This window comes from Streptomyces swartbergensis (assembly GCF_002148965.1).
Classification (GTDB): Bacteria; Actinomycetota; Actinomycetes; order Streptomycetales; family Streptomycetaceae; genus Streptomyces; species Streptomyces swartbergensis.
The window spans coordinates 1-12,732 of sequence record NZ_NGFN01000257.1; the positions used below are offsets into that span (position 1 = coordinate 1).

Annotated in this window: 13 protein-coding genes and 1 pseudogene; 5 read left to right on the top strand and 9 right to left on the bottom strand. The window is 73.1% G+C overall.

All coding sequences use genetic code 11. The features are described 5' to 3' along the window. From CA983_RS45390 to CA983_RS31220, 8 genes and pseudogenes are all read right to left on the bottom strand, one after another. Nucleotides 1-225 (bottom strand): annotated as a pseudogene (locus tag CA983_RS45390) (hypothetical protein); the annotation flags it as partial. Continuing rightward, on the bottom strand, nt 215-1,246 hold the full coding sequence (locus tag CA983_RS31195) for an AAA family ATPase (RefSeq protein ID WP_086604164.1): 1,032 nt from the start codon (nt 1,244-1,246) through the stop codon (nt 215-217). The gene CA983_RS31195 and the pseudogene CA983_RS45390, both read right to left, overlap by 11 nt. Nucleotides 1,247-1,316: 70 nt before the next feature. Next, a complete protein-coding gene (locus CA983_RS48325; protein WP_244207177.1) occupies nt 1,317-2,285 on the bottom strand; it encodes a VMAP-C domain-containing protein in 969 nt (322 codons plus the stop codon). 294 nt (nt 2,286-2,579) lie between these two features. Beyond that, nucleotides 2,580-2,960, bottom strand: coding sequence for a trypsin-like peptidase domain-containing protein (locus tag CA983_RS48330; protein WP_244207178.1), 381 nt, complete (start codon nt 2,958-2,960; stop codon nt 2,580-2,582). Then, on the bottom strand, nt 2,957-3,295 hold the full coding sequence (locus tag CA983_RS31205) for a CU044_2847 family protein (RefSeq protein WP_086846968.1): 339 nt from the start codon (nt 3,293-3,295) through the stop codon (nt 2,957-2,959). The genes CA983_RS48330 and CA983_RS31205 overlap by 4 nt, the downstream gene beginning before the upstream one ends. Nucleotides 3,296-3,374: 79 nt before the next feature. Continuing rightward, on the bottom strand, nt 3,375-4,751 hold the full coding sequence (locus CA983_RS31210; RefSeq protein ID WP_086604165.1) for a carboxyl transferase domain-containing protein: 1,377 nt from the start codon (nt 4,749-4,751) through the stop codon (nt 3,375-3,377). Next, nucleotides 4,744-6,189, bottom strand: a complete 1,446-nt coding sequence (locus CA983_RS31215; protein ID WP_086604166.1) for an acyl-CoA synthetase — start codon at nt 6,187-6,189, stop codon at nt 4,744-4,746. Before CA983_RS31215 ends, CA983_RS31210 begins: the two co-directional genes overlap by 8 nt. Before the next feature lie 54 nt (nt 6,190-6,243). Beyond that, nucleotides 6,244-7,569, bottom strand: a complete 1,326-nt coding sequence (locus CA983_RS31220; RefSeq protein WP_086604167.1) for an SLC13 family permease — start codon at nt 7,567-7,569, stop codon at nt 6,244-6,246. Nucleotides 7,570-7,765: 196 nt separating this feature from the next. On the opposite strand from CA983_RS31220, the gene CA983_RS31225 reads away from it, so the two are divergent. Next, nucleotides 7,766-8,470: a FadR/GntR family transcriptional regulator gene (locus CA983_RS31225; RefSeq protein ID WP_086604168.1), complete on the top strand. Its 705-nt coding sequence runs from the start codon at nt 7,766-7,768 to the stop codon at nt 8,468-8,470. A gap of 8 nt (nt 8,471-8,478) precedes the next feature. Here CA983_RS31225 and CA983_RS31230 read toward each other — a convergent pair whose 3' ends face one another. Next, nucleotides 8,479-9,573 (bottom strand): MerR family transcriptional regulator, encoded by a 1,095-nt coding sequence (locus tag CA983_RS31230; protein WP_086604173.1) that lies wholly within the window; start codon nt 9,571-9,573, stop codon nt 8,479-8,481. Between the two features lie 147 nt (nt 9,574-9,720). Between CA983_RS31230 and CA983_RS31235 the strand changes: the two genes are divergently transcribed. Genes CA983_RS31235 through CA983_RS46365 form a run of 4 tightly spaced genes read left to right on the top strand, consistent with a single transcriptional unit; the run spans nt 9,721 to nt 12,619 of the window. Further along, nucleotides 9,721-10,590 (top strand): ATP-grasp domain-containing protein, encoded by an 870-nt coding sequence (locus CA983_RS31235; RefSeq protein WP_086604169.1) that lies wholly within the window; start codon nt 9,721-9,723, stop codon nt 10,588-10,590. A 52-nt stretch (nt 10,591-10,642) separates the two neighbouring features. Further along, nucleotides 10,643-12,013, top strand: coding sequence for an MFS transporter (locus CA983_RS31240; RefSeq protein WP_086604170.1), 1,371 nt, complete (start codon nt 10,643-10,645; stop codon nt 12,011-12,013). Between the two features lie 28 nt (nt 12,014-12,041). Continuing rightward, nucleotides 12,042-12,473 carry a DUF3592 domain-containing protein gene (locus CA983_RS31245; protein WP_086604171.1) on the top strand — a complete coding sequence of 144 codons (432 nt, stop codon included), beginning with the start codon at nt 12,042-12,044 and terminating at the stop codon, nt 12,471-12,473. Continuing rightward, nucleotides 12,470-12,619 carry a hypothetical protein gene (locus CA983_RS46365; RefSeq protein WP_158101912.1) on the top strand — a complete coding sequence of 50 codons (150 nt, stop codon included), beginning with the start codon at nt 12,470-12,472 and terminating at the stop codon, nt 12,617-12,619. Before CA983_RS31245 ends, CA983_RS46365 begins: the two co-directional genes overlap by 4 nt. Nucleotides 12,620-12,732: the final 113 nt, after the last annotated feature.

Here is a 12,732-nt window from a genome sequence, read left to right on the forward strand (position 1 = left end):
GGCTGGGGTTTCCGCTTCCGCGGGGGTGTTTCCCCCGGGTGCGGACGGGGTGTCGCCGTCGCCGGGCTCCCCCGAAGGCTTCTCCTCCTGCCGGTCCGGGTCCAACTGGGCGGCCATCCACAGCAGTTCGGCCAGCTCCCGCGGCGTCGGCGGCGCACCGGCCGCGGACAGGGCCGCGGCCAGCCGGGCGACCGGGGACGGCCCGGTGCCGTGGTCAGAAGCCATCGCCGTCGGCCGTCGCGCTGAGGTACGGCATCAGCTGCTCGGCGAGGTCGTCCAGGGACTCGGCGTCGAGGCCCGCGACCCCCGTGAGGTAGAGGGCGTTCAGCAGCTGGTCCGTGGCGAGTTCGCCGCCGCCCGCCCGCTCCAGGAATCGGGTGATCAGCCGGTCCGCGTGAGCGTCCGGGGTGTCGAGGTGGGCGCGGACGATGTCGGTGAGCTGGTCCCGGTCGGGGCGGCGCAGCTTCAGCCGGACGCAGCGGCGCAGGAAGGCGGGCGGGAACTCGCGTTCGCCGTTGCTGGTCATCACGACGAACGGGAAGGCGCGGCAGCGGACCCGGCCGCGATGGACGGTGACCGGGGTGTCCGTGCCGTCCGCGAGGACTTCGGCCGTGCCGTCGCCGGAGTGGCGGGCGGCACGGACCAGTTCCGGGATCTCGTACTGGCCCTCCTCCAGGACGTTCAGCAGGTCGTTCGGCAGGTCGTTCGGCAGGTCGAGGTCGCTCTTGTCGATCTCGTCGACGAGCAGGGCGCGGGGCCGGTCGTAGGGGAGCAGGGCCGTGCCGAGCGGGCCGAGGCGGAGATGGTCCTCGACGTCACCGGCGGCCGGGCCGGGCCCGTCCCGCCGCTCCCGGGCCGCGTACAGCCGGGACAGCGGGTCGTACTGGTAGAGGCCGTCGGCGAGGGCGCTGCGGCTGGTGATGTTCCAGCGCAGGACCGGGCCGAGGCGCAGCTCACGCGCCACCGCGTACGCGAGCGAGGACTTGCCGGTGCCGGGCGGGCCGGTGACGAGCAGGGGGCGGCGCAGGCAGAGCGCGGCGTTGACGAGCCGGACGCTCTCCAGGGTGGCCACGTACGACTTCGCCCGGTGCACACGGTCGGGAGAGACGGCCGTCGCGTCGTCACCGTCCTCGGACGGCGGCAGGGCGGGCCCGCCGTCGAAGGCACGCCAGGGCGGCGGGGCGGGGAGGTCGTCGATGCCGTCGTGCGGCTCGTTCCTGCCGGTGTAGACGGACCAGTGCGGCATGGGGGGTGGTCTCCGCTCTCCGTTTTCGAGCTGGTGGTTCTCAAGGGCGCCGGGCCGGGTCCGCGGTGGGTCAGGCGACCGGGGTCCGGGCGTGGGCCGCGGCGACGGCGTGCGGGTCGGTGAAGACGCGCGGGTCGTCCCACAGGAGCTGGATGCCGTGGGCCCAGTGCTCCTCCTCGGCGTCGGCCTCCTCGCGCAGGGCGAGGATCCGCCGGGGCAGTTCGGCGGGCGGTACGGCCGTGAGGCAGGCGTCGAGCGCGTCGAGGAAGGCCTTGCCGGTGCAGCCGTCCGCTCCGGAGCAGTCCTCCTGCCCCGAGCCGCAGCCGTCGCGCGACCACACGATCACCGGGGCCGGCGCGGTGAGCGAGGTGTCGAAGTGCGGCCGGGTGCGGGAGGCGGCCGGGGCGGTGCCGAACCCGGCGAGGCAGGCGTCGGGCCGTCGCAGCCGCATCCGCAGCCGCCCGGGTTCCTCCGGCCCGCCGCACTCCACACGGTGCATCCGCGCGCCCGGCAAGGAGTCCAGGCGCTTCCAGGCCCGGGTCAGGACATGCCGGGTGCTGGCCTTACGCCGGGCGTGGTCGGTGACGACCAGCGGGTAGACGCAGCCGAGCGGGGTGGCGTCGTCGGGGGCGCTCTCCCAGCGGTCGACGGGCCAGTCCAGCCAGTCCCGGGGCAGCGCGAACGCGACCAACTCGTCGGCGCCGGGCGTCAGATACCGGAAGGCCGCCTCGATACGGTCCCGCACGTACGCGCGCAGCCGGTGCTGTTCGACCGTGCCGGAGTCCACCGGGTGCCGCCGTCCCTCGCTGTACGCGGACACCTCGACGCGGACCAGACCGTCGCCCGCGCCGCTGTGCCCGAGTTCGACGAGGATGGGCGACCAGTCGGGCGCCGACGGCTCCACGGCCGGGGTGTGCAGCAGGGCCTGAAGCCGGTCGGCGAACCGGGACACCGTCCGGGCGGCGCCCGGGCCGTCCAGTTCGCACAGGACGACCAGGGCCGCTGACCACTGACCACAGCGAGTCGAACCGTTCCTCAAGACTGAGCCGGAGTGAGCCCGATCAGCCGCACGCCCCGAACGGTCTTGGGCGCACTGGTCCCCGGCGTACTCAACCCCAGGGCGGCGACACGCATCCTGTGCGTGGTCCGATCCCGGGAGGCCAGTTCCCTGCGCAACCTGGCCATGTGGATACGGCCAAAGGCGACGGGGAGGCCCCAAACCATCCTCTGGTGGAGCGGGGGCCCCGCACGCTGGCGCCGTACCCGGCGTCCCAGATCGCACGATCACGTTAACCCGGTCGGCCCAGTGCGCCGCAAGCTCGCGAGCCGACCATCACACGATCGAGCTAACTCGACGGGCGAGGTTGCCCTCGTGGAAACCAGCCGGGAAGTCGTAGACGACCAGCTTGCGCGGTGCCGGACCGTGCGCGGCGTCGACCGGGGCCAGCGCGGCCGGGGCGATGGGCATCTCCCGGTCGAGTTCCAGCACGGCGAGGTCGCCGAGGTCGGTGTGGGAGCCGGTCCAGCCGCCGTGGGCGACCACCCGGGCGGGCACGGGCGGGGAGCCGGGCCGCTCGGTGAAGGTCACGGTCAGGCCTTCGCCGTCCCCGAGGACATGGGCGCACGTCAGCACCGTGCCGGGCGCGACCAGGAAGCCCGCTCCGGCCACCCGGCCCCGTAACTCGATCCGGGCGTGCCACTCGGCGCTGTTCATGAGACGGGGCTTGCCTCCGGGCCGGCCGGAGACCAGGTCAGTCTGACCACCAGGTGGCCCTCGGCGGTGCCCTTGGCGATGAACGCGCCCGTCTCGGCGGACAGTTTGACCCCGAACTCGATCTCCACGCCGTCCGGCTTCAGGGACCCGTCGCGGAACACCCGCAGCGCGGATTCGGCGGCGGCCCGGACCCCGTCCAGGGCGCCCTCGAACGTGCGGGTCGCCTGGACCGTACCGTCGCCTCTGGAGACCAGGCGGGAGCCGGACCGCTCCTCCGCCGCCTCGACCGTGACCACCGCACCGTCACCGGTTCTGAACTCGACCAACCCGTCCACGGCACCCCCGTCGTCCTTGCGTTGGGCATTCCCATTGTGACGGACGGTACTTGAAATGTGAGGGGCGGCCACCGGGAACTCACGGTCCGACGGTTCCCCGGATCACCCCCAGCTCCACCAGATCCTGCGGCCGGATGCGGAGCTGGTCCGCCGTCGCCTCCACCTCGCGCGGCGGCCGCTTGAGGATGGCCGCCGCGAGCTCCGGCGCGATCACCGAGAAGTAACTGTCCGGGGTGGCCCAGGTGTTGCCGGGCGCGGCCAGCGCCAGCGCGCCGCCGGAGCCGCCCTCGCCGATCACCAGCGTCGTCACCGGGGTGCGGGCGCCCGCCACCGCGCCGAACAGGTCCGCGATCGCGGCGCCCACGCCCTGCCGCTCCGCCTCCGCGTCGTTGGCGGCGCCGGGGGTGTCCACGAGGGTCAGCACCGGGATGCCCAGCCGGTCCGCCAGGCGGATGAGGCGGGCGGCGGTGCGGTAGCCGGCGGGGCGGGTCGCGGTCCCGGTCTGCGCGGCGTACGCGACCGTACGGCCCTCGCGCGTGCCGAAGCCGCACAGCATGCCGTCCGGGTCCGTGCCGCCGCAGCGGTCGCCGCTGATCGCGGCCCGGTCGGAGAAGTAGGCGTCCAAGTAGGCGGCGGCGCGCGGGCGCCGGGGCGAGCGGGCGCGCCGGACGGCGTCCCAGCCGGTGGCGGGCAGGCCCGCGTCGTCGCCGAGCGGCTCGGGCGGCGGGGCCGGCGCGGTGGACGGGCACGTCAGCAGCCGCAGCCACCGGCCCAGCGTCTCCCGCAGCTCCTCCGGCCGTACGACCGCGTCCGCCGCCCCCGCCGCGACCTGCGCCTCGGCCGTGTACGCCGCCGGATCCGCGTCCGCCGGGCGCACCCGCGAGCCGGCGAAGCCGACCTGGGCCCCGGGCAGCGCGAGGACCACGTCGGCGCCCGCGCCCAGGGTGGCCCAGCCGCCCCCCGTGGTCGGGTCGCGCAGCACGGCGATCTGCGCGAGCCCCGCCTCCCTGGTGAGCGCCGACTGACGGGCCACCCTCTGGAGTTGGGTGAGGGCGAGCATGCCCTCCTGCATTCGGCTGCCGCCGGTGGCGACCAACGGCACGACCGGGAGGCGGTGCTCACGGGCGTAGGTGTACGCCGCCTCCAGCCGGTCGCCGGTGCGCTCGCCCAGAGAGCCGCCGAGGAAGCCGAACTCGAACGCGATCAGCACTGCCCGGGTGCCGCCGACGCGGGCGGTGCCGCAGACCACGGACTCCTGCTCGCCGGTGCGTTCGGCGGCACGGGCGCGGGAGGCGTCGTAGCCGGGCCAGGTGAGCGGGCCGTCGGGCCTGGACTCCCTTATGGTGCCGGGCAGTTCGGTGAAGGTGGCGTCGTCGGTGAGGGCGTCGACGACCGCGCGGGCGGAGAGGCGCTCAGTCGTGGGGAGGCGCTCATTCTTTGGGCGGCGCTCAGTCATGGGGCAGCGCCCGCTTCATGATCTTCCCCATGTCGTTGCGGGGCAGGGCGTCGAGGTGGTGGACGACCCGCGGGCGCTTGTGCGGCGCGAGACGCTGGGCCACGTGATCCGCCAACTCGTCGAGCGACGGCGGGGATAGGTGCTCCGCCGGGACGATCCACGCCACGATCCGCTCGCCCAGGTCGGCGTCCGGCTCCCCGGTGACGGCGGCCTCCCGCACCCCCGGGTGTTCCAGGAGCGCGTTCTCGATCTCACCCGCCCCGATCTTGTAACCACCGCTCTTGATCAGGTCGGTGGCCTTGCGGCCGACGATCCGGACATAGCCGTCGGGATCGCGCACCGCCATGTCGCCGGTGCGGAACCAGCCGTCGGCGGTGAAGGCGGCGGCGGTGGCGTCGGGCCGGTTCAGATACTCGGTGAACAGGTTCGGGCCGCGCACCTGGATCTCGCCGACGGTCTCACCGTCCGACGCGGTGACCTCCGAGCCGTCCTCCTCGACCAGCCGCAGCTCCACGCCCGGCAGCGGCACGCCGACCGTGCCCGGGCGGGCCTCGCCGTCGGCACGGACGCTGGTGTTCATCAGCGTCTCCGTCATGCCGTACCGCTCGATCACCCGCCGCCCGGTCGCCGTCGCGATCCGCCCGTGGTCGTGCACGGGCAGCGCGGCGGAACCCGACACCAGCAGCCGCGCGCCGGTCAGTGCCTTCACCAGCTCCGGGTCACTGGTCACCGCCTCCGCGATGCGGTGGTACATCGTCGGCACGCCGAACAGCATGGTCGCCCCGGCGTTCAGCTCCCGGGCGACGCCCTGCGTGCTGAAACGGCCCAGGTGCCGCACCGAGCCGCCGCGCCGCAGCGGGCCGAGGGTGCCCAGGACCAGGCCGTGCACATGGAACAGCGGCAGCCCGTGGACGAGTACGTCCTCGCCGGTCCACTGCCACGCGTCGGCCAGCGCGTCCAGGGTCGAGGCGATCGCCCGGCGCGGGATGACGGCACCCTTGGGCGGGCCGGTGGTGCCGGAGGTGTAGACGATCAGGGCCGGGTCCTCGTCGTCCGCGTGGTCCTCGGGGACCGGGCCGGTGCCGTGCACGTCGATGTCGAGGCGGGGCAGGCTCCGTACGGGGGCGGGGAGTTGGTCGTCCGGGGCTGTGAGCACCAGGTCGGGCGCGCTGTCGGACAGGATGTGCCCGAGCTCCTTCTCGCCCGACTTCGGGTTGAGCGGCACGGCGGGCACGCCGGCCAGCAGCGCGGCGACCACGGCGACGGCGGTCTCCATGGTGGGCGTCGCCCAGACGGCGACCCGCGTGGCCTCGCCGATGCGGCCTGTGAGTGCTCCGGCCGCGGCGGCGAGCTGCGCGTAGGTCAGGGAGCGCTCGCCGAACCGGAGGGCGGGGCGGTCGGCCGGGGCTTCGGTCAGGGCCGGGAAGAGGGGGGTCACGCGACACATCTCCTTAGCTGTTGCCTGCGGTTGTCCGTAGGTGGCCGGGGCTGTCTAGCCCCAGCCGGGCACGACCATCACGAGCCACGCCGCCGCCGGTACGACCGCCACCACGATGCCTCCGTACACCATCAGCTGCCGGAAGAAACGCTCGCGGTCGACGTCCGGGGCGGCGGCCAGGACCAGTGCGCCGTTCGTGGAGAACGGGCTCACGTCCACGACCGTCGCCGACACGGCGAGCGCGGCGACCATGCCGATCGCGCCGATCTCGCCGCGTTCCAGGAACGGCACGGCCAGGGGGATCAGGGCGCCCATGATTCCCACGGAGGAGGCGAACGCGGAGACGAGTGCGCCGATGTAGCAGAGCAGGACGGCTGCCAGCAGGGGGACGCCGATGTTTCCTACGCCCTCGCCGGCCCAGGTGATGGTGCCCATCTCGTCGAGGACGCCGATGTAGGTGAGGACGCCGCAGATGAGGAGGACGGTCGGCCAGGCGATCTGGCCTGTCGCCTTGCGGCTGTCTTCCGGCCACAGCGTGCTGAGGATGACGGCGAGGGTGATGGCGGTGAGGCCGGCGTCCAGGTCGAAGACGAGGACGGCGACCACCAGGGAGAGGAGGGAGGTGAGGGTGGCTATGCGGGAGGGGGTGAGGTTCGTTGTTTCCGTGCTCGGCGTGGGTGCTGGGGTCGGGTCGGTCCGCAGCCCGGCGTCGCGGGGTGCCGCTCTCTGTGGGACGGGCGCCGCCCCAGCGGCACGAATGCCCGCAGCCATGTCCCCCCGCAGTTTCAAGCCCCCGCAGACCAGGAACACCACCCCCGCGATCACCAGGTTCGCCGCGAGGGACGACAGGAACAGGACCACCTCGTTGCCGGGGAGGTTCTCGCGTTCGACGATGCCGTTGACGATCGAGCCGTAGATGCTGATCGGGGAGAAGCCGCCGGCCTGGGCGCCATGGACCACCATCGCGCCCATCAGCAGCGGGCTGATCCCGTACCGGGCGGCGAAACTCAGCGCGATCGGCGCGACGATCGCCACCGCGGCCGGGCTGACCGCGCCGATGGCCGTGAGGGCGCCGGTCAGCGCGAACATCACCCAGGGGATGAGCGCCACCCGGCCCCGCACGAGCCGGACGGCGGCGTGCACCAGCCAGTCGGTGGTGCCGTTGGCGCGGGCGATGGCGAAGAGGTACGTGACGCCGACCAGGACGACGAACAGGTCGCCCGGGAAGCCGGCGAAGATGCCGTCCGCGTCGAGATCGGCGACGAGCCCGCCGACCCCGAAGGCGGCGGCGAAGGCGAGCGCGCCCATGTTGACGGAACGGGTGGTGGCGATGACGAACACCACGACGAGGACGAGGATCGAGATGAGTTCGGGGGACATACGGGCTCCCGTCTTTGGGCCCCGGAGAGGTTGGGAGCACCCAGGAGAGTGGTCGAGTGGCTGAACCACTTGAGGTGCGTTGGCTGAACAGCGTGGGTCCGGTCCGGGTGCCCGTCAAGGGGTCGCGCGAGAATTGGTTCAGCCACTCGGCCACCGAGAGGTGCCGGTGTTACGCTCCCGGCGAGAGGGGGACCCCGTGACCGACGCCCTGCGCCCCATGACGAAACAGCGCCTCTACGAACAGGTGCTGGAGCGGCTGCGTCAATACGTCGCCGAGGGCGGCCTGCGCGCCGGCGACCGGCTGCCGCCCGAGCGGGATCTGGCCCAGCGCCTCGGGGTAAGCCGCGCCTCGGTGAAGCAGGCGATCGTGGTGCTGGAGGTCCAGGGCCTGGTGGAGGCCCGGCACGGGGGTGGCACCTACCTCGTGCGGGACAGCCTGGACACCGAGCCGGTGGAGCGGATGGTGGAACGCCGCCGGCGCCTGCCCGACGTACTGGAGGCCAGGGAGGCGCTGGAGACGAAGCTCGCCGAACTGGCCGCGGAGCGGCGCTCGGAGGAGGACCTGGACGCGATGCGCTCGGCGCTCGCGCACATGGCGGAGGAGATCGAGGCGGGCGGTCACGGCGTCGAGGGCGACCGGCTGTTCCACGCGGCCGTGACGGCGGCGGCCCACAGCGGTCTGCTCGCGGAGTTCATGCGCTCCATCACCGAACAGATCGCCGAGAGCCGCACCGAGTCCCTCCGCCAGCCAGGCCGCCCGTCCCGCTCCCTCTCCCAGCACCAGGCCATCCTCGACGCGATCGCCGCACAGCAGCCCCGCCAGGCGGCCACGGCCATGCGACGCCACGTCCGCACGGTGGCGAAGGTGCGGTTGCTCGACTGGGAGCCGGAGGAGTCCTAGGAGGAGTTCTAACCCTTGTCGTCCGCGCGCTCTCCCCTCCGTACCACGTCCGCCACCACACAGCTGACGTTGTCCGGCCCGCCGGCCTCGTTCGCCGCGCCGACCAGGGCCTGAACCGACTCGTCGGGGGCGGCGGGCGGGGCGAGGAGTTCCCGGATCCGCTCCTCGGGGACCACACCGGACAGGCCGTCGGAGCACAGCAGGTAGCGGTCGCCCGGGTGGGCGTCGTGCAGGCGGAGGTCCGGGATCGTGGGCGTGCCGTCGCCCGTCAGAGCCTTGAGGAGGAAGGCTCGCTGGGGGTGGGAGACGGCCTCCTCGGGCGTCAGACGCCCCTCGTCGATCATCGACTGGACGACCGTGTGGTCGTGGGTGATGAGGAACAGTTCGCCGTTGCGCAGCAGGTAGGCGCGGGAGTCGCCGATGTGCACCAGGGCCAGCCGCGAGCCGGTCCACAGCAACGCGGTCAGGGTCGTGCCGATGTCGTCGGCGCCGTCGGCCACGTCCCGGACGGCCTGGGCCGCGCCCCGCACGGCGTCCTCCAGGAGGTTGAGGACCCCGCCGGCCGGGACCTCGTCGGTGTCCAGGAAGCGCAGTGCCTCCACGGCGGCGCTGCTCGCGGGTGCGCCCGCCGGTCCGAAGCCGTCGGCGACGGCCAGCAGCCGGGTGCCCGCGTACGCCGTGTCCTGGTTGGCGGGGCGGACGCGACCGGTGTCCGAGTGGGCTGAGTAACGCAGTTCCAGCATGGCGGTGTCCTTTCGGGACTCCGGTGAGTCCGCTGTCAGGTGATCGAGCAGGAACGCGGCGAGGTCCCGCTGTACCGCCGTCTCCGCCTCGACACGTGCCCAGTAGGCGCGGATCTCGCGGGCGGCGGCCGAGGAGTCGCGGTCGTAGAGCCGGCACACATCGCGGATCTCGGCCAGCGGCATGCCCAGCCGCCGCAGCCACGCCACCAGCCGGGCCTGCTCCAACTGCCCGACCGCGTAGTACCGGTATCCGGTGTCCGGATCCACCCGGGCGGGCCGCAGCAGGTCCAGCTCGTCGTAGAGGCGCAGTGCCTTCGGCGAGAGCCGGCACGCCTTCGCGAAGGCGCCGATCGTCAGCATGTCCCGGTGCACCTCGCCACCTCCCTCCGGTTCCGCCACCGATGCTGGGGCTTCACCGAAGGTGAAGGTCAAGCGGGCTGTTCTGGTTCCGGCAGCGGTTGTTAGCCTGCCGGTCGATCACCCGATCACACGAAGAGGGAGCCCTCTGTGCCCCGTATCGCACTCGTCACCTACGACTCCGGCCCTGAGCCCGGCAAGGACCAGGACCTTCCGCTGCTGGTACGGGCGCTGCGGGACGCCGGTGCCGAGGCCGTCGCCGTGCCCTGGGACGCCCCCGGGGCCGACTGGGGCGGCTTCGACCTCGCCGTGATCCGGTCGACCTGGGACTACAGCTGGCGGGCGGGGGAGTTCGCGGCGTGGGTGGAACGGTGCGGAACGCTGACGCGGCTCGCCAACCCGCCCGCGGTCGTGCGGTGGAACACGGACAAGCGGTACCTCGGGGATCTGGCGGCTGCCGGCGTGCCGGTCGTCCCCACCCGGTACATAGCGCCCGGCGAGCCCGCTGACCTCCCCGCCCACCACGAGTACGTCGTCAAGCCCACCTCCGGCGCCGGCGCCCGTTTCGCCGCCCGCTACACCCACGACGAGCACGAAACGGCCGTACGACAGCTGAAGCGGATGCACGCCGAGGGCTTCACGGCGATGGTGCAGCCGTACATGCGCAGCATCGACTCCGCCGGCGAGCGGGCCCTGCAGTTCTTCGGCGGACGCCTGCTGCACGCCAGCCGCAAGGGCGCGGTCCTCGCGCCGGGCACACCGTACGACGCCGACAAGGTCGCCCACCCCGACCTCGAAACCTGGGAGCCGACCGCCGCCGAACTCGACGTGGCCGAGCGGGCACTGGCCGCCGTACCCGGGCAGCCGGAGCTGCTGTACGCGCGCGTGGACCTCGTCACCGGGCCGGACGGGCAGCCGTGCGTGATGGAACTGGAGCTGATCGAGCCGAACCTGTTCCTGTGGCTGCACCCGGAGTCCGTGCCGCGGGTGGTCGAGGCGGTCCTGGCCGCCGCCGGCTGATCGCCCGCGGACATACGTCCCTCGGTGAGGCTTTTGGTGTAGGGGTAGGGCCATGCCCTCCCCGCGACGGTCCTGGGCACCGCTGCTCGCGGTGTGCGCCGGGTACTTCATGGTGATCCTCGACGTGACGGTCATCAACGTCGCCGTGCCGGTGATCGGACGGGAGCTGTCGGCCTCGCTCACCGGCATCCAGTGGATCACCGACGGGTACACCCTGGTCCTCGCCGGGTTCCTGCTGACCGGCGGTGCGCTCGGGGACCGGCTGGGCAACCGCCGGGTGTTCTGCTCGGGCGTGGTGGTGTTCACCGTGTCCTCCGCCGCGTCCGCGCTCGCGCCCACCGCGCCCTTCCTGGTGGCGGCCCGGCTGGTGGAGGGGCTCGGCGCGGCGCTGATCGTGCCCGGTTCCCTGGCCCTGCTCCAGCAGGCCTATCCCGAGCGGGCCGCACGCTCCCGGGCCTTCGGGCTGTGGGGTTCCATGGCGGGCATCGCGGCCTCCGCCGGGCCGCTGCTGGGCGGGCTGCTCGTCTCCACGGTGGGCTGGCGCTGGGTGTTCCTCATCAACCTGCCCGTCGGCGTGGCCTGCCTGGTGCTGACGCTGCGGCACGTGGCCCGCTCGCCCCGGCGCGCCGGCCGGGCCCTGGACTGGCCGGCGCAGTGCGCGGTCGTGGCGGCGGTGGCGCTGCTCACCGCGGCGCTCAACGAGGCCGGGCGGCGGGGCTGGACCGATCCGGCCGTGCTCGCCGGCGCGGGCCTGGCCGTCCTGGCCGCCGTGGCGTTCGTGGTGCGTGAGCGGCTCGCCCGGTCCCCGGTCCTCCCGCTCGGCCTGCTGCGTTCCCCTGCCCTGAGCGGCGGAGCCGGCATCGGCCTGCTGTTCAACTTCGGCTTCTACGGCATGGTGTTCACCGCCAGCCTGGAGTTCCAGCACCAGCGCGGCTACAGCGCCCTCGGCACCGGTCTCGCGCTGTTCCCGGCGGTGGCGATGACCACGTTCGCCTCCGTCCTGTCCGGGCGGCTCACCCGCCGCACCGGCGACCGTCCGCTGGTGGTCTCCGGGATGCTGCTGGCCGCCCTGGGGCTGGCCGGCTGGGCCGCGGCCGGCGCCGACCCCGCCTACGCGCTGCTGGTGGTCCCGATGATGGCCGCGGGATTCGGTACGTCCTTCGCCCTCACCGGCTCGACCGCCACCGTGATGGGCGCCGTCCCCGAGGCGTACTCGGGGGCCGCCTCCGCCCTGTTCAACACCACCCGCCAGATCGGCAGCGCCACCGGCGTCGCCCTCGGCGGCAGCCTGCTCGCCTCGGCCGCGAACTACGGCACCGGGATCCGGACCAGCATGGGCATCGGCGCGCTCGCCTGCCTGGGCGCGGCGGCCCTCGCGTGGTGGTGCGTGCCGAGGACAGCCGTCCGTGGTGAGAACGATTGAAACAGGCGGCGACTGCTAATTTCCTGGTGTGGAAACCTCAACCGCCGTACTCCTTGCCCTGGGCTTCGTCCTCGTGTTCCTGGCCACCATCAGTCTGCTCATGCAGCTGCAGAGCTTTCTGACCCACCGCCACCTGTCGAGTCTGGAGCGGCACGGGGTCGAGGGCGAAGCGATAGCCATACGCCGCGACGTCATGGCCGGGCAGGCGCGGGTCTACTTCGAGGTCCGGCTGCCGGAAGGTGAGCCGAGGTCCGAGTTCTACGAGCTGTTTCTGACCTCGCCGGGGCCGGACGGCACGGTCATGCCTGTCGTGTACGACAGAAGGAAGCCGAGCCGGGCGAAGATCGGAACCCGGCAGGAGATCAACTTCCGCGCCGAGCGGCGCCTGGTGCAGGTGATGGGCGGCGGCGGTCTGGTGATGTTCGTCGTGGGAGTGGTGCTGCTGTTCGTCGCCCGGTGACTGTGCTGGAAGATCCTTCGCGACTGCCGCCCGAAGGGCGATGTCGTCCCTTCCGGGAGACCGAGGAGCGGGTCCTGCACCTCAAGACCGCTTTCTACGACCAGTTCCTCAGCGCCCTGGACCGGGTCGGAGCCCCTCAGTCCTGACGGCCGGTGACGGCCACCCGCTGCAGCAGCCCCCACGTGAACTCCGCGACGACCTCCCACCGCACGCCCTGCCCGTCCGGCGCGGTGAACGCCAGCCCCCAGCGGGTCGGGGC